The organism is Pseudomonas poae, from assembly GCA_028869255.1.
Taxonomy (GTDB): Bacteria; Pseudomonadota; Gammaproteobacteria; order Pseudomonadales; family Pseudomonadaceae; genus Aquipseudomonas; species Aquipseudomonas poae_C.
Genome location: CP110972.1, coordinates 1,441,455 through 1,460,700 on the forward strand (window position 1 = coordinate 1,441,455; position 19,246 = coordinate 1,460,700).

Annotated in this window: 17 protein-coding genes; 12 read left to right on the forward strand and 5 right to left on the reverse strand. The window is 63.2% G+C overall.

Annotation, left to right across the window (positions count from 1 at the left end):
• The first annotated feature begins 12 nt into the window (after window positions 1–12).
• From LRS56_06770 to LRS56_06810, 9 genes are all read left to right on the forward strand, one after another.
• Window positions 13–969 (forward strand): ABC transporter permease, encoded by a 957-nt coding sequence (locus LRS56_06770; protein WDU64196.1) that lies wholly within the window; start codon window positions 13–15, stop codon window positions 967–969.
• Complete coding sequence (locus LRS56_06775) at window positions 966–1,841, forward strand: ABC transporter permease (protein WDU64197.1); 876 nt, start codon at window positions 966–968, stop codon at window positions 1,839–1,841. The genes LRS56_06770 and LRS56_06775 overlap by 4 nt, the downstream gene beginning before the upstream one ends.
• Before the next feature lies 1 nt (window position 1,842).
• Entirely contained in the window at window positions 1,843–3,684 is a 1,842-nt protein-coding gene (locus tag LRS56_06780) for an ABC transporter ATP-binding protein (GenBank protein WDU64198.1), read from the forward strand.
• Window positions 3,681–3,989, forward strand: coding sequence for a (2Fe-2S)-binding protein (locus LRS56_06785; GenBank protein ID WDU64199.1), 309 nt, complete (start codon window positions 3,681–3,683; stop codon window positions 3,987–3,989). Before LRS56_06780 ends, LRS56_06785 begins: the two co-directional genes overlap by 4 nt.
• The gene (locus LRS56_06790) at window positions 3,971–5,347 is read left to right on the forward strand and encodes an FAD-dependent oxidoreductase (protein WDU64200.1); all 1,377 of its coding nucleotides are present in this window, start codon (window positions 3,971–3,973) and stop codon (window positions 5,345–5,347) included. The genes LRS56_06785 and LRS56_06790 overlap by 19 nt, the downstream gene beginning before the upstream one ends.
• The gene (locus tag LRS56_06795) at window positions 5,344–6,498 is read left to right on the forward strand and encodes an FAD-binding oxidoreductase (protein ID WDU64201.1); all 1,155 of its coding nucleotides are present in this window, start codon (window positions 5,344–5,346) and stop codon (window positions 6,496–6,498) included. Before LRS56_06790 ends, LRS56_06795 begins: the two co-directional genes overlap by 4 nt.
• Entirely contained in the window at window positions 6,495–7,652 is a 1,158-nt protein-coding gene (gene argE / locus LRS56_06800) for an acetylornithine deacetylase (GenBank protein ID WDU64202.1), read from the forward strand. Before LRS56_06795 ends, argE begins: the two co-directional genes overlap by 4 nt.
• A 117-nt stretch (window positions 7,653–7,769) precedes the next feature.
• Window positions 7,770–9,230 (forward strand): NAD-dependent succinate-semialdehyde dehydrogenase, encoded by a 1,461-nt coding sequence (locus tag LRS56_06805; GenBank protein ID WDU64203.1) that lies wholly within the window; start codon window positions 7,770–7,772, stop codon window positions 9,228–9,230.
• A 20-nt stretch (window positions 9,231–9,250) separates the two neighbouring features.
• A complete protein-coding gene (locus LRS56_06810) occupies window positions 9,251–10,336 on the forward strand; it encodes a tartrate dehydrogenase (protein WDU64204.1) in 1,086 nt (361 codons plus the stop codon).
• Window positions 10,337–11,188: 852 nt separating this feature from the next.
• Here the strand turns inward: LRS56_06810 and LRS56_06815 are convergent.
• Window positions 11,189–12,115: a glyoxylate/hydroxypyruvate reductase A gene (locus LRS56_06815; GenBank protein ID WDU64205.1), complete on the reverse strand. Its 927-nt coding sequence runs from the start codon at window positions 12,113–12,115 to the stop codon at window positions 11,189–11,191.
• Window positions 12,116–12,308: 193 nt separating this feature from the next.
• Between LRS56_06815 and gabT the strand changes: the two genes are divergently transcribed.
• The 3 genes from gabT to LRS56_06830 are packed head-to-tail and all read left to right on the forward strand — an operon-like array spanning window position 12,309 to window position 14,828.
• Window positions 12,309–13,601, forward strand: a complete 1,293-nt coding sequence (gene gabT / locus LRS56_06820; GenBank protein ID WDU64206.1) for a 4-aminobutyrate--2-oxoglutarate transaminase — start codon at window positions 12,309–12,311, stop codon at window positions 13,599–13,601.
• A 48-nt stretch (window positions 13,602–13,649) separates the two neighbouring features.
• On the forward strand, window positions 13,650–14,294 hold the full coding sequence (locus LRS56_06825) for a 2-haloalkanoic acid dehalogenase (protein WDU64207.1): 645 nt from the start codon (window positions 13,650–13,652) through the stop codon (window positions 14,292–14,294).
• A 45-nt stretch (window positions 14,295–14,339) separates the two neighbouring features.
• Window positions 14,340–14,828: an Lrp/AsnC family transcriptional regulator gene (locus LRS56_06830; protein ID WDU64208.1), complete on the forward strand. Its 489-nt coding sequence runs from the start codon at window positions 14,340–14,342 to the stop codon at window positions 14,826–14,828.
• A 341-nt stretch (window positions 14,829–15,169) separates the two neighbouring features.
• Here the strand turns inward: LRS56_06830 and LRS56_06835 are convergent, their stop codons facing one another.
• From LRS56_06835 to LRS56_06850, 4 genes are all read right to left on the reverse strand, one after another.
• Entirely contained in the window at window positions 15,170–16,543 is a 1,374-nt protein-coding gene (locus tag LRS56_06835) for an LLM class flavin-dependent oxidoreductase (protein ID WDU64209.1), read from the reverse strand.
• Window positions 16,544–16,579: 36 nt separating this feature from the next.
• Entirely contained in the window at window positions 16,580–17,410 is an 831-nt protein-coding gene (locus tag LRS56_06840) for an amino acid ABC transporter permease (GenBank protein ID WDU64210.1), read from the reverse strand.
• A complete protein-coding gene (locus tag LRS56_06845; GenBank protein ID WDU64211.1) occupies window positions 17,407–18,225 on the reverse strand; it encodes a transporter substrate-binding domain-containing protein in 819 nt (272 codons plus the stop codon). The genes LRS56_06840 and LRS56_06845 overlap by 4 nt, the downstream gene beginning before the upstream one ends.
• 102 nt (window positions 18,226–18,327) lie before the next feature.
• Window positions 18,328–19,152, reverse strand: a complete 825-nt coding sequence (locus tag LRS56_06850) for an acid phosphatase (GenBank protein WDU64212.1) — start codon at window positions 19,150–19,152, stop codon at window positions 18,328–18,330.
• Window positions 19,153–19,246: the final 94 nt, after the last annotated feature.

Below are 19,246 nucleotides of genomic sequence, written 5' to 3' on the forward strand. Positions count from 1 at the left end.
GAGGGCAGGGCGATGAATAGCAATACACTGTGGTTGATCGGCCGGCGCTTCGGCGCGGGGGTCGTGACCTTGTTGATCGTGTCCATGGTCGTGTTTGCGATCACGGCGGTACTGCCGGGGGACGCGGCGCAACAATCCCTGGGCCAGTTCGCCACCCCTGAACAGGTGGCGGCACTGCGCCTGAAACTGGGGTTGGACCAGCCCGGTGTGTTGCGTTACCTGCACTGGTTGATAAGCCTGCTCACCGGCGACATGGGCGTGTCGGTCTCCAATGCCATGCCGGTGGGTGAACTGATGGCCGGCCGGGTGCCCAACACCCTGATGCTGGCCGGCGCCACGGCGCTGGTCTCGGTGCCGGTGGCGCTGGTGCTCGGCATCGGCTCGGCGATGGGCCGGGGCGGGCGCATCGACAGCTGCCTGAGCTTCGTCACCCTGGCGATGGTCGCCGTGCCGGAGTTTCTGGTGGCGACCCTGGCCGTGCTGATTTTTGCGGTCAACCTCGGTTGGCTGTCGGCACTGTCTTATGCCAGTGACATCAGCTCTCCGCTGCAGTTTTTGCGCACCTATGCCTTGCCGGTGATGACGCTGTGCTGCGTGATCGTCGCGCAAATGGCGCGCATGACCCGCGCTGCGGTGATCGACCAGCTCGACAGCCCCTACGTGGAAATGGCCCGCCTCAAAGGCGTCAGCCCGATCCGCATTGTGCTGCGCCATGCCTTGCCCAATGCCATCGGGCCGATTGCCAACGCCATCGCCCTGAGCCTGTCGTACCTGTTGGGCGGGGTGGTGATCGTCGAAACCATTTTCAACTACCCCGGCATTGCCAGCTTGATGGTCGATGCCGTGACTAACCGCGACATGGCGCTGGTGCAGGCGTGCACCATGCTGTTCTGCGCGGCCTACCTGGGCCTGGTGCTGCTCGCCGACCTGTGCGCGATCCTGTCCAATCCGAGGCTGAGAAACCAATGAACAACCTCATTGCGAAATCCAAGCCTGTCTCCTCCGCCCTGGCGCTGGCCAAGGTCTCCAGCGGCCCGTCCTGGCTGGGTCTGGTGGGCGGCGTGGTCTGCGTCGCCTGGCTGCTGGTAGCGCTGCTCGGCCCGTGGCTGGCGCCCCACCCGGTGGGTGAGGTGGTGTCCGATAACATCTTCGAAGGCTTCAGCCTCGCGCACCCGTTCGGCACCGATTACCTGGGCCGCGACATGCTCAGCCGGGTGCTGGTAGGGGCGCGGTTTACGGTCGGGCTGGCGCTGGTGGCAGCTTTGCTGGCCAGCACTTTCGGCACCGGGTGTGCGCTGTTGTCGGTAGTCTCGCCCAAGTGGCTGGACGAGATCATCAGCCGCATCATGGATGCCTTCATCTCGATCCCGAGCAAAATGCTTGCACTGATCATGGTCTCGGCTTTTGGCTCCTCCGTGACCCTGCTGATCTGTACGGCGGTGATCAGTTATATCCCCGGCTCATTCCGCGTCGCCCGCAGCATGGCGGTCAACATCGAAGCCCTGGAATACGTGCAGGTGGCGCGTACTCGCGGCGAGCGCCGGTTGTATGTGGCGTGCATGGAAATCCTGCCGAACATGCTCAACCCGGTCTTGACCGACCTGGGCCTGCGGTTTGGCTACATCGTGCTGTTGCTCAGCGGCATGAGTTTTCTCGGCCTTGGCGTGCAACCACCCGACGCCGACCTCGGTTCGCTGGTGCGGGAAAACATCGGCGGCCTCAACCAGGGCGCGCTGGCCATCATCATTCCGGCGCTGGCCATCGGCACGCTGACCATCGGCGTGAATCTGTTGATCGACTACCTGTCCTCACGACGTAGTCGACGCACGGGAGGCCATTGAAATGACCGAATTGATTCGCGTCGAAGACCTGCGCGTGGTCGCCTGTGGCGAGCACGGCGAGGTAGAAATCGTCAAAGGCGTGAGCTTTGCCCTGGAAAAAGGCGAAGTGCTGGCGTTGATCGGTGAGTCCGGCTCGGGCAAGACCACCATCGCCCTGGCCCTGCTGGGCTATGCCCGGCGCGGCTGTCGGTTGTCCGGTGGGGTGGTGCAGATCGGTGAGCACGACATGCTCGCCCTCAGCGAAAAACACCTGCAAAGCCTGCGCGGCAACCGCGTGTCCTATATCGCACAAAGCGCCGCTGCGGCCTTCAACCCGGCCAAAAAACTTATCGACCAGGTGGTGGAGGGCGCCCTGATCCACGGCCTCGGCACTCGCGCCGAGCTGGAAGCCAAGGCCATCGGTTTGTTTCGCGACCTGGCATTGCCCAACCCCGAGCGTATCGGTCGGCGCTACCCGCACCAGGTCTCCGGCGGGCAACTGCAACGGGTGATGGCGGCAATGGCGCTGATCAGTGACCCGCTGCTGGTGGTGCTCGACGAGCCGACCACGGCGCTGGACGTGACCACTCAGATCGACGTGCTGCGCGCCTTCAAACGGGTGGTGCGCGAGCGCGGCGCCACGGCGGTGTACGTGTCCCACGACCTGGCGGTGGTGGCGCAAATGGCCGACCAGATCGTGGTGCTCAACGGCGGCGAGATTCTTGAGCAAAGCGCCACGGCGCCATTGCTCAAGGCCCCGGCCCACGAATACACACGCAGCCTGCTGGCGGCCGCACGGCCTGACGCCAGCATTCGGCCGCCCTGCGGCGTTGCCGAAGACGTGCCGCTGCTGACGATCACCGGGCTTACCGCCGGCTACGGCAACAAAAACATGCACGGCATGCCGGCGATCCGCGTGCTTGAAGACATCGACCTCACCGTGCGCCGTGGCCAGGCCATTGGCGTGATCGGCGAGTCGGGCTCGGGCAAATCCACCCTGGCCCGGGTGGTGGCCGGGCTCTTGACTCCGGCCCTCGGCGGCCTGGCCTTCGACGGGCAACCCTTGGGCGGCAGCCTGGCCGAGCGCACTCCGGAACAATTCCGGCGGATCCAGATGGTGTTCCAGAACGCCGATACCGCGCTCAACCCGATGCACAGCGTGGCGACCATCCTCAGCCGCCCGCTGAAGATGTATTTCGGTCTCAAGGGCGCCGCCTTGAAGGCCCGCGTCGGTGAGTTGCTGGACCTGGTGCGCCTGCCGCGCACCCTGGCCGAGCGGCGTCCGAATGAGCTGTCCGGCGGGCAAAAGCAGCGGGTCAACCTGGCCCGCGCACTGGCGGCCAAGCCCGACCTGATCCTGTGCGATGAAGTGACCTCGGCACTCGACACGGTGGTGGGCGCGGCGATCCTCGAACTGCTGCGCGACCTGCGCCAGCAACTGGGGGTGTCCTACCTGTTTATCAGCCACGACATCTCCACCGTGCGTGCGCTGTGCGATGACATTGTGGTGATGTACAGCGGCCACAAAGTGCAGGCTGGCAGCCGCCAGTCGTTTGCCGAGCCACCGTTCCACCCCTACACCGACCTGCTGATTCACTCGGTGCCCGAGCTGCGCCAGGGCTGGCTGGAAACGTGCGGCACCGCGTGCGAAACCCTGCCGGCGATTGGCGAACGGGCCAACGTGCCGGAACTGTGCACCTTCCTCAACCGCTGCCCGGTACGCGTCGATGGCCTGTGCAACCGCACCGCGCCGAGCCGCCGCACCCTCGACAACGGCGGTGAAATCCTTTGCCACCACGACAGCGCCCACTTGCTGAATACCCAGCAGGGCGTCACTACCATCAGCTTGGGAGCCTATGCATGAACGGGCGTTTTGTGAGGCTGGCCGAACAGGGCCGGCCGACGGTCAGCCTGACCGTGGATGGCGCAGCCGTCGAGGCCTTGCAGGGCGACACCCTGATGGTCGCGCTGCTGACCCAGGGCAACGCGCTGCGCCAGTCCGAATTCGACAGCGGGCGCCGCGCCGGTTTCTGCCTGATGGGCGCGTGCCAGGACTGCTGGGTGTGGACCCGCAGCGGCGAACGCCTGCGCGCCTGCTCCAATGAAGTCCGTGAGGGGCTGGACATCGTTACCACACAACCGGAGGCGACATGGCCACTGCACGGGTAGTTATTGTGGGCGCTGGACCGGCGGGGGTGCGCTGCGCCGAAACCCTGCTGGCGGCCGGGATCAAACCGATCCTGATTGACGAAAACCGCCGCGACGGTGGGCAGATCTACCGTCGTCAGCCGCACGGGTTTACCCGCGACTACACCACCTTGTACGGCAGCGAAGCCGCCAAGGCCCAGGACCTGCACCAGAGTTTCGACCGCCTGCGCGACGCCATCGACTACCGCCCCGACACCCTGGTGTGGAACCTCACGCCGGGGCAACTGTGCTGCGTGAGCCAGGGCCGCCACAGCACGGTGGATTACGACGCGCTGATCCTGTGCACCGGCGCTACCGACCGTTTGATGCCTATCGAAGGCTGGCAACTGGCGGGCACCTACAGCCTGGGCGGGGCGCAGATCGCCCTGAAAAACCAGGCCGTGTCCATCGGCCATCGCGTGGTGTTCATGGGCAGCGGGCCGTTGCTGTACCTGGTCGCCAGCCAATACGTCAAAGCCGGCGCCGAAGTGGCGGCGGTGCTCGACACCTCGCCGTTGAGCCTGCGAATCAAGGCATTGCCCAAGCTGCTGGCGCGCCCCGGCGTGCTATTCACCGGGCTCAAGCTGCTGGCGCAACTGTACCGCGCCAAGGTGGCGGTGCACCTGGGTATCAAGCCGCTGCAAGTGATGGGCGATGCCGCCAATGGCGTCGGTGGCGTGCGTTTTGTTGCGGGCAACGGGCAGACCGTGACGGTGCAGGCCGATGCAGTCGCGCTGGGCTACCACCTGCGCCCGGAAACCCAGTTGGGCGACCTGGCCGGTTGCGCCATGGCGTTCGACCAGGCCTCCAGCCAATGGTGGCTGGCCACGGATGACGCCGGGCGCACCTCGGTCAAAGGTGTATATGCCGCCGGTGACGGTTCGAAAATACGCGGCGCCGATGCCGCCGAGCACGCCGGGCGCCTGGTGGCGTTGGCCCTGCTTGAAGATTGGCAGCAACCGGTCAACACCGGCCTGCGCGATGAACAACAGCAGGCGTTGGCGGTGATGGACCAATTTCGCCTCGGCCTGGCCCAGGCATTTCCCTGGCCCAGCGAACAGGCCAAGGCGCTGCCGGACAGTGCCATTGTGTGTCGCTGCGAGATGATCAGCGCCGGCGAATTGCGCCGCACGGTGAATGAGAAGGGCGCTTGCGAAGTTAACCGCGCCAAGGCCTTCAGCCGGGTTGGCATGGGTCGTTGCCAAGGGCGTTATTGCTCCCAGGCGGGGGCAGAAGTGATTGCTGCAGAGGCGGGCGTGCAGGTGCAGGAGGTTGGTCGCCAGCGCGGCCAGGCGCCAGTCAAACCGTTGTCGATGCTGACCGAGGAGGTTTCGTCATGAGCGTGCAAAAAGCAGATGTGGTGATTGTCGGCGGCGGCCTGATGGGCTCGGCCACCGCGTTTTTCCTGCGTCGGCGCGGGCAGTCGGTCATCCTGCTGGAGCGCGACCAGATCGGCCAGTACGCCAGCGGCGTGAACTTCGGTAACGTGCGTCGGCAGGGACGGTTCCTTGGGCAACTGGCGTTGGCCAATCGCTCCTGGGCGTTGTGGAAACGCCTGCCGGAACTGATCGACGACGATCTGGAATTCATCCCCAGCGGGCATATGCGCGTGTGTTATCGCGAAGATGAAATCGCCGAGCTGGAGGCTTATGCCGACGCGCCGGAAGCTGAACAATTGGACCTGAAAATCTATCGCGGCGCGGAGTTGCATCAACGCTTCAGCTTCCTTGGCCCGGACGTGAAAGGCGGCTCCTATGCGCCCCACGATGGCCACGCCAACCCGCGCCTCGCCGCGCCGGCGTTTGCCCGCGCCGCCCGGCGCCTGGGGGCGCAGATTGAAGAACGTACTGAAGTGGCCGAGGTGCAGAAGGTCGGCGCTGATTTTCACATCACCACCACCGATGGCCGCCAGTTCCACGCCGCGCAACTGTTGATCACCGCCGGCGCCTGGGGCCAGAAGCTCTCGGCGCAGTTCGGCGAACCCGTGCCGCTGGACACTAACGGTCCGCAAATGGCGGTGACCGAGCCGGTGCCTTACGCGCTGCCGACGGTGATCGGCGTGTACACCAAGATTCCCGAGGAAGTGATTTACTTCCGCCAGATCCCCCGGGGCAATATCGTGATCGGTGGTGGTTACCGCAGCAAGCCGGACATGCTCAACCGTCGTGCCTATGTGGAGCCGCGCAGCATCATCAACCAAATCAACCAGATGCGCCGCCTGCTGCCCGGCGTGGGCAACCTGAATATCATCCGGGTGTGGAGTGGCATCGAAGGCTACCTGCCGGACTCGCTGCCGGTGATGGGCCCCAGCGGCACCGTCGACGGCTTGTTCTATGCGTTCGGTTTTTGCGGGCACGGCTTCCAGCTCGGCCCGGGCGTCGGCGATGTGATGGCCGAACTGCTCGCCACCGGCAGCACCAGTACCCCGATCGAGCCGTTCTCCATTACCCGGTTCGCCCTCCCTGCCGAGCAACGGAGCCAGGCCTCATGAAACCCCGCGTTCTCGAGATTCTCAAACAGCTGATGGCCTTCGACACGGTGTCATCGGAATCGAACCTGGCCCTGATCGACTACGTGCGCGACCTGCTGCTGACCAAGGGCATCGAGTCGCTGATCGTCAAGGATCAAAGCGCCAAGAAAGCCAACCTGTTCGCCAGCACCGGGCCCAAGGAGCAACCCGGCGTATTGCTCTCCGGGCACACCGACGTGGTGCCGGCGGCGGGGCAGGCGTGGACCTTTCCGGCCTTCGCCGCCACCGTGCAGGATGGGCGAATCTATGGGCGCGGCAGTTGCGACATGAAGGGCTTTATCGCCCTGGCCATCGACGCCATGCTCGATGCCGCCGACCACACCTTGAACCGCCCGCTGCAGCTGGCCCTGTCCCATGACGAAGAGATTGGCTGTGTCGGCGTGCGGCGCTTGCTCGATGTACTGCACCTGGCACCGGTGCGGCCGTTTCTGTGTGTGATCGGCGAGCCGACCAATATGCAATTTGTGCTGGGGCACAAGGGCAAGGGCTCGTACCGCACCTATTGTCGGGGCCAGGAGGCCCATTCTTCGCTGGCGCCGCGCTCGGTCAACGCGATCCATGTGGCCTGCGACTTTATCGCCGCGCTGCGTGAGAGCCAGCAGCAGTTGCAGCAACACGGCGCCCAGGACCACGACTACGACGTGCCCTACAGCACGGTGCATGTCGGGCAGATTGTCGGCGGCAAGGCGCTGAATATCGTGCCCAACCTGTGCAGCCTGGATTTTGAAGTGCGCAACCTGCCGGCCGACGATCTGGACCAGTTCCTGGAGCAGATGCGTGAGCGCGCCGAAGTGATCGTGCGCGAGGCGCAGAAGCTGTCCAGCGTGGCGGCGATCGAGATTGAAACCGTCAACGTCTACCCCGGCCTCGACACCCACCCCAGTGTTGAAGCGGTGCGTTTTCTCAAGCAATTCGCCGCACCGGGCACCGGCACCTCCAAGGTTTCGTTCGGCACCGAAGGCGGCCTGTTCAAGCAGCGCCTGGACGTGCCGGTGGTGGTGTGCGGGCCGGGCTCCATTGAGCAGGCGCACAAGCCCGACGAGTTTATCGAGATCAGCCAGATGGACGCCGGCGAGCGCTTTTTGCAAGGGTTGCTCGGTTCGTTGATGGCCTAGCAGAGCCTGCCGTCCTGGGCTGAATTTCAGCACGGCACGCTGCTTTGACCGCGCTTTCGGCATCCTCGTCCGTGGCACCTCCCTAGACTGGAGCGTGTCTCGGATCAGGACTCGACCATGCTCAAGAATCGCTTGCAAGACCCCAGCCTGCTGGCTGAACTCGCCTACGTAGATGGCCAATGGATCGCCGCCGACAGCGGCGCCACCCTGGACATCCGCGACCCTGCTACCGGCCACTTGCTCGCACAGGTCCCGGCCATGCACGCAGTGGACACCCGCCGCGCCATCGAAGCCGCCGAGCGCGCCTGGCCCGCCTGGCGTGCTCGCCCGGCCGCAGAACGTGCGGCGCTGCTGGAGCGCTGGTACCAGGCGATGATCGACAACCTCGACGACCTGGCGCTGATCATGACCTGCGAGCAGGGCAAGCCGCTGAACGAAGCCCGTGGCGAAGTGCGCTACGGCGCCGGTTTCGTCAAATGGTTCGCCGAGGAAGCGCGCCGGGTCTATGGCGAAACCATGCCCGCGCCCAGCGGCGACCGCCGCCTGCTAACCCTCAAGCAACCGGTGGGCGTGTGTGCCGCCATCACCCCGTGGAATTTCCCCAACGCGATGATCACACGCAAATGCGCGCCGGCGTTGGCGGCTGGGTGCCCGATCATTGTCAAACCGTCGGACCTCACGCCGCTGTCGGCCCTGGCCCTGGCGGTGCTGGCCGAGCGCGTCGGCATTCCGGCGGGCGTGTTCAACGTGATTACCGGGCTGCCCGTCGGCATCGGCGAAGAGCTGACCGGCAACCCGGCGGTGCGCAAGATTTCCTTTACCGGCTCCACCGCCGTTGGCCGCCTGTTGATGCGCCAGAGTGCCGAGCACATCAAGCGCCTGAGCCTGGAGCTGGGTGGCAACGCGCCGTTTATCGTGTTCGACGACGCCGACCTGGAACAGGCGGTGGCCGGAGTCATGTTGAGCAAATTCCGTAACGCCGGGCAAACCTGCGTGTGCGCCAACCGCATCCTGGTGCAGACCGGTATCTATGCGCGTTTCGCTGCGCGCCTGGTGGAGGAAGTGGGCAAGCTCAAGGTCGGCAACGGCCTGGAAGACGGCGTAACCATTGGCCCGCTGATCAACCCCGCAGCGGTGAACAAAGTCGCACGGCACATCGATGATGCCCTGAGCCAGGGCGCGCAGCTGCTGTGCGGCGCAGTCCCCGGTGGCGACAGCCAATTTGTGCAGCCCACGGTACTCGGCGACACCCACGCCGGCATGTTGCTGGCCAACGAAGAAACCTTCGGCCCGGTGGCGCCGCTGATGCGCTTTACCGACGAAGCCGAGGCACTTGCCCTGGCCAACGCCACGCCCTACGGCCTGGGCGCCTACTATTTCACTCAAGACCTGCAGCGTTCGTGGCGTTTTGGCGAGGCCCTGGAGTTCGGCATGGTGGGGCTCAACACCGGGATTATCTCGATGGAAGTCGCGCCGTTTGGCGGCATCAAGCAATCGGGCCTGGGGCGCGAAGGCAGCAAGTACGGCCTGGACGAATACCTTGAAGTCAAAGCCTTCCATATCGGCGGGTTGAACTGATTTTTTGCGAGGCATGCACCATGAGCAAGGCATTCAGAATCGCCGCGATTGCCGGCGATGGCATCGGCAAGGAAGTGTTGCCCGAAGGGCTGCGGGTACTCGAGCAAGCCGCCAGGATCTGGGACCTGAACCTGAGCATCGAAGTGCTCGACTGGGCCCACTGCGATTATTACCTGGAACACGGGCAGATGATGCCCGAGGACTGGTTCGAGCAGCTCAAGGGTTTTGACGCGATCTACTTTGGCGCCGTGGGCTGGCCGGACAAAGTCCCGGACCATATTTCCCTGTGGGGCTCGCTGCTCAAGTTCCGCCGCGACTTCGACCAGTACGTGAACATCCGCCCGGTGCGGCTGTTCCTCGGCGTACCGTGCCCGCTGGCTGGGCGTGAGCCTGGGGATATCGACTTTGTGGTGATTCGCGAAAATACCGAGGGCGAATACTCGTCGGTGGGCGGCAAGATGTTCGAAGGCACCGAGCATGAGTTCGTGTTACAGGAGTCGGTGTTCACCCGGCGGGGTGTCGACCGCATTCTCAAGTTCGCCTTTGACTTGGCGCAGACCCGCCCGCGCAAGCGTTTGACGGCGGCGACCAAGTCCAATGGGATTTCTATCAGCATGCCGTACTGGGATGAGCGCACGGCGCTGATGGCGGCCAAGTATCCTGAGGTGACGTGGGACAAGCAGCATATCGACATTTTGTGTGCGCGGTTTGTGTTGCAACCGGATCGGTTTGATGTGGTGGTGGCGTCGAATCTGTTTGGCGATATTTTGTCTGACCTGGGGCCGGCGTGTGCGGGGACCATCGGGATTGCGCCATCCGCTAATCTGGACCCTGAGCGGCGGTTTCCTTCGTTGTTTGAGCCGGTGCATGGGTCGGCGCCGGATATTTATGGGCGCAATATTGCGAATCCGATTGCGATGATTTGGTCGGGGGCGTTGATGTTGGACTTTCTGGGGAATGGGGAAGGGCGGTATCGGGCGGCGCATGATGGGATTTTGCGGGCGATTGAGGGGGTGATTGCCGAGGGGGTGGTTACGCCGGATTTGGGGGGTGCGGGGTCTACTCAGGAGGTGGGGGCTGCGATTGTTGGGCGGCTTTTTGATTGAGTACATATCCGTTTTTTTGGTGATGGCTGATATGGGTTCCGCCCTTACGGCGGGTCACTTTTGGAAAAGAGCCCCAAAAGTAACCAAAAGGGCTCTTGCCCCATCACTCGGCACCTCGCTTAGGCTCGGTGTGCCCGCACTCCGGCTTGAATCCGTGGGCCGCCGCGATGGGCCATCCATGGCCCAGCGCGGCTAACCCGGCGTCCTGCCGGGTTGCCCGCGGATTCAAGCCTGCGTTCGGCCATCGTGATTGACGGGGCGCCTTAGATCAAAATCAAGATCAAAAGCAGAGCACGGCGGCCTAGTAGCCGACCTGAGTGGTGTAGATCAAGAGCGGTTTGGCGTACGCAGTGGATTTGCTTTTCTGTGGGAGCTGGCTTGCCTGCGAAAGCATCAACTCGGTGTGCCTGACAGACCGAGGTGTCTGCATCGCAGGCAAGCCAGCTCCCACATTTGACCGAGTATGGCTTTAATGATCAGGTCGGCTGTCAGGCCGCCTTGCTTTGCTTTGTTTTTGATCTGGCCCTTACATCCTTTGCGCTGACGAAGTCAGCGATCTTTTGCGCTTTTGATCTTGATCTTGATCCTTGGCGCCCCATTAAACACGCTGGCCGCACGCAGGCTTGAATCCGTGGGTAACCCGGCAGGACGCCGGGTTAGCCGCGCTGGGCCAAGGATGGCCCATCGCGGCGGCCCACGGATTCAAGTCTGCGTGCGGGCACACCGAGCCGGAGGCGAGGTGCCGAGTGTTGGGGCAAGAGCGTTTTGCTTACTTTTGCGCTCTTCAAAAGTGAGCCGCTGTAAGAGCGGAACCATACGCGGCCGTTACCCAAATAACGGATATACCCCACATCAATACCCCCGCCCCCGATCCACCTCACCCACCATCCCCTCACCCCGCTCAAACCGCCGAATATTCTCCAACAACACCCCAAACGCACTCTCCGGCTGCGTCATCGCCGCAATATGCGGCGTCAACACCACCTGCGGATGCTCCCAAAACGGATGATCCTCTGCCGCCGGCTCCTCCCGCAGCACATCCAACACCGCCCCACTCAACTGCCCACTCTCCAGCGCCGATAACAAATCCTCTTCAACCAAATGCCCCCCACGCCCCATGTTGATCAGCGCCGCCCCCCGTGGCAGTTGCGCAAACAGCCGCCGATCCAGAATCCCCTGGGTCTGCTCCGTCAACGGCAACACACACAAAAGAATGTCGCACTGGCCAAGAAACGCCGCCAGTTGCGCCTCTCCGGCATAACACTCCACGCCCGACACTCGGTGCGCACTGCGCGCCCACCCCGACAACGCAAACCCCAACGGCGCCAGAGTCGCCAGAATCTGCTGCGCCTGCGCACCCAACCCCATCACCCCCACACGTCGGTTCGCGGCCGGCTGCAACAGGTGCGCCTGCCAACAGCGCGCAACCTGCTGCTGGCGGTAGCGCAGCATGTCTCGGTGCAGGCTGAGCACCGCCCAACTCGCGTATTCGCACATACCACGCGTGATGCCCGGATCCAGCAGGCGCACCACCGGCAAGCCCACCGGCAGGCGACCCAGGTCCAGTTGGTCGACCCCGGCCGACAACGCAAACAACACCTTCAGGTTGGGCAGCACCTGCGCCAGATCCTCCGGTGCCTGCCAGGCGGCCAGGTATTGGACCTCTGCGGGGTTGCCGATGTCGGGCCAGGCGCGCCATTCGATATCCGGGGCGTGTTCGGCAAACAGTGCCTGCCAATGTTGGCCGCGCACCGGGTCAGCTTTGTAGAGCAAGGCCATGGGCATTTCCTGCAGGATTTAGGTAACGCTCATCATCCCCCAAGCCCGGCGCAGGATCTGTTGAAACGCAGGGCCAAAACAGTTGATCCGAATTTCTCACGGGGCAAGTTCGGCGTAGTCCGTTTTGCGCAGGCCGTAATCTGGACAACATCGCAACCACCTTCCGGTTGCCGGACTCACGATGGGAAATGCCATGAATAGCAAAGTCGACGAAACCCCTCATTTGCTCCGTCAGCGCGAGCAATTCGTGCCCCGTGGGCTGGTTACCGCGCACCCGCTGGTGATCGACCGTGCCCAGGGCGCCGAATTGTGGGACGTGGATGGCAAGCGTTACCTGGACTTCGTCGGCGGCATCGGCGTGCTCAATATTGGCCACAACCATCCCAAGGTGGTCGCGGCCGTGCAGGCCCAGTTGCAGAAGGTGTCCCACGCCTGCTTCCAGGTGGTGGCCTACCAGCCTTACCTCGACCTGGCTCAGCGCCTGTGTGAAATGATCGGCGGGCAGGAGGCCTATAAGGCCGCGTTCTTCACCTCCGGCGCCGAGGCGGTGGAAAATGCCGTGAAGATCGCCCGGGCCTACACCAATCGCTCGGCGGTGATTGCCTTTCGGGGTGGTTTCCACGGGCGCACCTTGCTCGGCACCACGCTCACCGGCATGAGCCAACCCTACAAACAGAACTTCGGGCCGTTCGCGCCGGAGGTGTTCCACACCCCGTACCCGAACGCCTATCGCGGGGTGACCAGCGAGGTCGCGCTCAAGGCGCTGGATGAATTGCTGGCGACCCAAGTCGCGCCGGAGCGGGTGGCCGCGATCATCATCGAGCCGGTGCAGGGCGACGGTGGTTTCCTCAGCGCACCGCCCGAGTTTCTCCAGGCATTGCGCGCGTTGGCCGACAAGCACGGCATTGTGTTGATTCTGGATGAGATCCAGACCGGTTTCGGCCGCACCGGCACCTGGTTCGGCTTCCAGCACGCGGGCATCCAGCCCGACCTGGTCACCGTGGCCAAGAGCCTGGCCGGCGGCTTGCCGTTGTCCGGCGTGGTCGGCAAAGCGCACATCATGGACGCACCGCTGCCCGGCGGGCTGGGTGGCACCTACGGCGGCAATGCGCTGGCGTGCGCGGCGGCGCTGGCGGTGATCGAGGCGTTTGAACAGGAACAGTTGCTGGCGCGCAGCCAAGTGCTGGGCGAACGCCTGCGCCAGGGCTTGCTCGGTTTGCAGGCGCGCTACTCGCGCATCGGCGATGTGCGTGGCACCGGCTTTATGCTGGCGATGGAACTGATCCGCAATGATTCGGAGCGCACCCCGGATGCCGACCTCAATCAACGGGTGATTGATGAAGCGCGGGCCGGTGGGTTGCTGGTGATCAAGTGCGGGGTGCATCGCAATGTACTGCGCTTCCTCGCACCGTTGGTGACCACCGAAGCCCAGGTCGACGAAGCGCTGAAAATCCTCGACGGCGCCTTGGCACGGGTCTTGAACTGAGGCTGTGCCCGCTACGGGCCAACTGCATCATTGGAGGCTTGACCCCACATGGGATTGACAGATTATCGAGCGTTGCTGATCGATTGCGATGAAGTACTGGTGGATCGCGATTCCGGGGTGTGGGCGGCGTTGCAGCCGCTGCTCGACAGCCGTGGCGGGCAGCCGGCCAAGGATCAGGTGCTGGCGGAATTCAACGCGCAGGTCGCCAAGCTCTACCCGCGTTTCGCTGAGCTGGGCTTCAGTGGCGTGTTGTGTTTTGCCCATCGCCAACTGGCCGAGAGCTGGGGGCTGCACGCCAGTTGGGAGGAGGGCATGAGCTTTGCCCGTTCGGCGGGCAATTGGTCGTTGTTCGAAGACGCACCGGGGGCGATGCTGTACCTGCGCAAGTTCTATCGCTTGCTGGTGCGCGGTGACCGCGACGCCGAGGATCGCGGGGTGTTGTGCGAGCGGCTGGGGATTGCACCGGAAGATTTCATTTCCCTGGCTGAAGACCCGCAATGGCTCACGGACCAGGGCGAGCAACTGCAACCGGTGCTGCACGTGACGCGACCGTCGGTCGGCGCACACGCGGCGCTGGACCGCTGTTTGATCGGCCGCCACCGGGCCCGGCAGCCTTCGCCGTGTGCGGCGGATTACTGCATCAACAGCATGGCGGATCTGGTGGCGCAGCATCAGCTGTCTTTACGGCGCTGATTTTGCTAGAAGATTGTCTTACAAATGGCAGTCAAGAGGTACGCAATGGAAGGGCTAGTAAAGCTGGACCGGATCGACATCAGCATTCTGGTTGAACTGCAAAAGGACGGCCGGATGACCAATGTCAGCCTCGCCGACGCCGTGGGCTTGTCTGCCAGCCCGTGCCTGCAACGGGTCAAGCGGCTGGAGTCGGCCGGGTATATTTCCAGCTACAAGGCGCACTTGAACCTGGCCAAGATCACCGATTCGGTCACGGTGTTTACCGAGATCACCCTCAGCGACCACAAGCGCGAAGACTTCGCCAAGTTTGAGTCCAATATCCGCTTGGTGGATGAAGTGCTTGAATGCCATCTGATCAGCGGCGGTTACGATTACCTGGTGCGTTTTATGACGCGCAGCATTCAGCATTACCAGGAGGTTGTCGAAAGCTTGCTGGACAAGAATATCGGCATTTCCAAGTACTTCAGCTATATCGTGATCAAGTCGCCGGTGCTCAAGGATGGTGTGCCGTTGCGTAAGTTGCTGCGGCACTGAAATTGCCGCCTGGCTTGAGTGTGAACTCATTCAAATGTGGGAGCTGGCTTGCCTGCGATAGCGGTTCGATTGCCGACGAATAGTTGACGGGTGTCACGCGGCCCAAGTGTGGGAGCGGGCTTGCTCGCGAAGGCGGTGTGGCGGTGTACATATCCATGGCTGCGGTAACGGCGGCCTATGGCTCCGCTCTTACAGCGGGTCACTTTTGGAAGAGTCCGAATGCGGCCCAGCCAAAAGTAACCAAAAACGCTTCGCCCCACCACTCGGCACCTCGCTTAAGCTCGGTGCGGCCAGCGTGGTTAATGGGGCGTTTGAGATCAAGATCAAAAGCCCAGCGCAAGCTACGCGAACCGGAACGAGGCGCCGTATGCCGAGCTTGGCAGGCGGTCATTGTGGTCGGCGCTCAGGCGTGAGCGCAGCGTGCCGCTTTGTGCGGTGGTGCGGTAGAGGCCGCGCTTTTGCAACGCCGGGATCACCAGTTCGACAAAGTCATTCAGCGAGCCTGGGCTGATCAGTGGGTTGAGCATATAGCCGCTGGTGCCGGAAATACGTGCGTGTTCCTCGATCTTGTCGGCGATCTGTTCCGGGGTGCCGACCAGGATCAGGTCGCTGCCACGTGTCACGTTGGCAAAGCGCTGGCGCACCTCGCCGGCGGTCAGCGGTTTGCCGCTGCCGTCGGGTTTCATCACGTAGGAGGTCATGCCTTCGGTGTGGGTCGAGAGTGCTTCGTTGTCGGCGTAGCGGCTGATGTCGATGCCGGTGTCGCCGGCGTAGCTCACCAGTTGCGCTTGCAGGTGATAATTGCTTTGCAGGGTGTCGTATTTTTTCTGCGCCTCGATGGCGGTAGGCGCGGTGACGATGCGCAGCACGGTCAGCGACTTCACGTCCGCAGCCTGGCGGCCCCGGGCCTCGGCCTGGCGCCAGATGTCTTCGAGGCCCTGGCGGATTTCCAGTGGGTTGGATTTGGCGATAAATACCAGCTCCGCATGCTTGGCCGCGAACTGCCGCCCGCGTGCCGACCAGCCGGCCTGGATCAGCAGCGGCGTACGCTGCGGCGATGGCGACGTGAGGTGCGGCCCGGCCACTCGGTAATGCTCGCCCGCATGCAGGATCGGCCGCACCCGCGACCCGTCGGCGTAGGTGTGCGCCAGCTTGTCGGCGCGCACCGCGTCATCGGCCCAGCTGCCTTCCCAGAGCTTGTAGACCACGTCGAGAAACTCCTCGGCGCGTTCGTAGCGGTCGTCGTGCTTGATCATCTGCTCCAGGCCGAAATTGCGTGCGGCGCTGGACAGGTACGAGGTGACGATGTTCCAGCCGATGCGCCCGTCCGACAGATGATCCAGGGTGCTGAAGCGCCGGGCATGGGTAAACGGATGCTCGTAGGTGGTGGTGACGGTGACGCCGAAAGCGAGCTTTTCGGTGAGGGCCACCAGGGCTGGAATGATGGTCAGCGGGTCGTTGGCGGGGGCTTCCACGGCCCATTTCAAGGCGGCGGCCTCGTTGCCGCCGAACACATCGTAAAAGCCCAGCACATCACCGAAAAACATCAGGTCGAGGTTGGCTTCATCCGCCGTGCGGGCCAGGTTCGACCAGTACTTGAGGGTGTTGATGCCCAGGCGCTCGTCGGCGGGGTGGGTCCACAGGCTGGGCGCGCCGCCACAGCCGACACTGGCTTGTTCGTAAAGGCCGAATAACAGCGGGGTAGGATCGGACATGGTGCTTCCTGCAGGTCAAAAGGGTGGGGCGACAGACTATCGCCCGTGGAGATAAGCCTTGCCGTAGTGCCGTTCCAGCCGGGCCTGGATCAATTCCAGGCCGATGGAGAGCAGCCAGTAGATGACGGCAGCGGTGGTGAGCATTTCGATGTAGCGGTAAGACGAGCGACCATAGGATTGTGCGAGGAACATCACCTCCCACACGCCCATCACCGAGACCAGCGAGGAGTCCTTGAGCATCGAGATGAACTGGCTGGTGGTCGGCGGAATGATGGTGCGCATGGCCTGGGGCAGCACGATCTGCCAGAACGTCACCGCCCGGCCCATGCCCAACGCGGCCGCAGCGTTACGTTGGCCCTGGGACACGCCGAGGATGCCTGCGCGGAAAATCTCGCTCAGGTACGCACCGTAGTTCAGCGACAACGCGATGATCCCGGCACTGATGGCGCCCGGCACCACGCCCAGTTGCGGCAGGCCGAGGTAGATCAACAGAATCTGGATCAACAACGGCGTGCCGCGAAAGAATGAGGCGTAGAAGCTGGCGACGCCGAACGCCACCGCGCTGTCCGACAACCGCGCCAGGGCGGTGGCGAAGCCCAGGGCCAACGACAGCCAGATCGAGCAGAAACACAAAAACAGCGTCAACGCCGCGCCCTGCAGAAAGCCCTGGGGTGACAGGTGCAGCCCCACCAGGTTCTGCCACTTGTCGGCGACGATCGCGAATTTGAGGTCGAAGCTCAGGAACATCCCGGCGAACAGGCACAACATCACGGCCCAGGTCAGCCACAGGCGTACTTTGAATGACAGCAGCTTGCGCTTGACCGGCGGTGGTTTCACCACGGCCGGTGGGGTGGGGAATACACTCATTGGGTGATGTCTGAGCCGATCCATTTCTGCGAGATCTTCGCCAGGGTGCCGTCGCTTTTCAGCTCGGCCAGGACCTGGGTCAGCTTGGCATCCCACTGCGCGTCGCCTTTTTCGGTGGCGACCACATTGGGTTCGGCGTACAGCGCCTCGCCGGTGATCTTGAAGCGTGGGTCGTGGTCGATGCGTTCCTTGGCGGTTACCAGGTTGGTGACCATGGCATCCAGGCGCTTGCCGGTGCCGAGTGCGAGGTCCTGGAAGGCGATGGTTTCGTTGTCATAGGGCACCGCCTGCACGGCCTTGAACGGGTAGTCGATGGGTTTGCTCGCGCCTTCGATCACCAGGTCCTTGGCCAGGTAGGCTTCGTAGGTGGAGGCACTGCCCACACCGACTTTTTTACCGCTGAGGTCCGCTGCTGATTTGATCGAGTTGTCGTCGGCATTCACCACCACCACGGCAGGCGAGGCGTAGTACTCGAACGGGAAGTTGAACACCTGGCCACGGGCGGCGCTCGGGGTCATGGAGCAGATGCACACGTCATAACGGCCGTTCCAGCGGCCGGCGGCGATGACTTCCCAGGACGGGGTTTCCAGTTTCAACTTCACGCCGAGTTTGGCGGCCACGGCTTTGGTCACGTCCACGTCAAAACCATCCAGCTGGTTTTGCTCGTTGAGGAACGAGAAGGGCGGGTAGTTCTCCATCAACACACCGACCAGCTGCTTGGATTGGGTGATGCGGTCCAGGGTTTGCCCGGCGAATACGGCCGGGCTGGCCAGTAGCAAAGTAAGGCTGAGGGCGGTGACAGTGCGTAAGTTCATAAAAAGCATCCAAGCGAGTTTTTTATATTTAAACGCGATAAATGCTTTCTGTTTAATGATTTAAAGTGCTGTCGAGTGCGCTTTCAGTTATATGTTTTGCGGCTATTCCTGCAGGTCGAGTGCACGCTGTTTGAGCTGGCGCTTTTGCTCGAACGGCAGCTTTTCATTGTCCGCGTACGGCGCGCTGTACCAGTTGCCATACGTCGGGTTGGGTAGCAAAAACCAGCGTTGGCCCAGCCAGCTCACATAGGGTTCGACCGCCTTGCGCTGGGCCGCGAGGCTATTGTGGTCGGCCTGTACGAAGTCCCCCAGCGAGTCGCCCGCCATCAACAGCACGCGGGCGTGGCCGGCGACCCATTGGCGGCGGCAGTTCTTGCCGTAGCCGGCGCTTTCACAGTGGCCGGTGGGGGTGCTGGCGGCGAGCACTTGTTCAGTGCTCTCAACCGGGAAACCGCGCAGGCGCAGGTTTTCCACCGTGGCCGCGACCTGGCTGTGTTCGCGGTTGGTGAGGTAGTAGACCTTGATGCCTTTTTGCCTGGCGGCTTGCAGAAAGTCCACCGCACCCGGCAGCGCCTGAGCCTTGGCCTGGTCAACCCAGGTGTTCCAGCGGTCGTAGGAGTAGATTTGGTTGTTGACCACGTCGCGGGCGTTGAGCGGCACGTTGTCCAGCAGGGTTTCGTCGATGTCGACCACCACCGCCGGCGGCAGGCCGCTGAGGTTGCGCGCCGGGAAGGGCAGTGCGTCCCAGTCGGGATCGGCCAGCGCCACGTCGAGCTGGCGGGTGGCATTGGCGAATAACTGGCGGTAGATCAGTTCATGCTCGATGGAGGTTTGGGTCCAGAGCACGGCGTCGAGTTGGTCGTTGGCCGGCGGGGTTTGCTGGCAGCCGACCAGCAGGCACACGCTGGCGAAGATCAGGTTTCGCATTAAAAATCAGCCTCGAAAGGGAAGGTGGCGGCGCACAGTATCGACTGACCTGCCCCGAAGCGGTATCGCTGTGTACACTCCACCGCCATCAGTT

Coding starts and splice junctions, on each gene's coding strand:
- LRS56_06770 (WDU64196.1), top strand. CDS start 13: ATGAATAGCAATACACTGTGGTTGATCGGCCGGCGCTTCGGCGCGGGG.
- LRS56_06775 (WDU64197.1), top strand. CDS start 966: ATGAACAACCTCATTGCGAAATCCAAGCCTGTCTCCTCCGCCCTGGCG.
- LRS56_06780 (WDU64198.1), top strand. CDS start 1,843: ATGACCGAATTGATTCGCGTCGAAGACCTGCGCGTGGTCGCCTGTGGC.
- LRS56_06785 (WDU64199.1), top strand. CDS start 3,681: ATGAACGGGCGTTTTGTGAGGCTGGCCGAACAGGGCCGGCCGACGGTC.
- LRS56_06790 (WDU64200.1), top strand. CDS start 3,971: ATGGCCACTGCACGGGTAGTTATTGTGGGCGCTGGACCGGCGGGGGTG.
- LRS56_06795 (WDU64201.1), top strand. CDS start 5,344: ATGAGCGTGCAAAAAGCAGATGTGGTGATTGTCGGCGGCGGCCTGATG.
- argE (WDU64202.1), top strand. CDS start 6,495: ATGAAACCCCGCGTTCTCGAGATTCTCAAACAGCTGATGGCCTTCGAC.
- LRS56_06805 (WDU64203.1), top strand. CDS start 7,770: ATGCTCAAGAATCGCTTGCAAGACCCCAGCCTGCTGGCTGAACTCGCC.
- LRS56_06810 (WDU64204.1), top strand. CDS start 9,251: ATGAGCAAGGCATTCAGAATCGCCGCGATTGCCGGCGATGGCATCGGC.
- LRS56_06815 (WDU64205.1), bottom strand. CDS start 12,115: ATGGCCTTGCTCTACAAAGCTGACCCGGTGCGCGGCCAACATTGGCAG.
- gabT (WDU64206.1), top strand. CDS start 12,309: ATGAATAGCAAAGTCGACGAAACCCCTCATTTGCTCCGTCAGCGCGAG.
- LRS56_06825 (WDU64207.1), top strand. CDS start 13,650: ATGGGATTGACAGATTATCGAGCGTTGCTGATCGATTGCGATGAAGTA.
- LRS56_06830 (WDU64208.1), top strand. CDS start 14,340: ATGGAAGGGCTAGTAAAGCTGGACCGGATCGACATCAGCATTCTGGTT.
- LRS56_06835 (WDU64209.1), bottom strand. CDS start 16,543: ATGTCCGATCCTACCCCGCTGTTATTCGGCCTTTACGAACAAGCCAGT.
- LRS56_06840 (WDU64210.1), bottom strand. CDS start 17,410: ATGAGTGTATTCCCCACCCCACCGGCCGTGGTGAAACCACCGCCGGTC.
- LRS56_06845 (WDU64211.1), bottom strand. CDS start 18,225: ATGAACTTACGCACTGTCACCGCCCTCAGCCTTACTTTGCTACTGGCC.
- LRS56_06850 (WDU64212.1), bottom strand. CDS start 19,152: ATGCGAAACCTGATCTTCGCCAGCGTGTGCCTGCTGGTCGGCTGCCAG.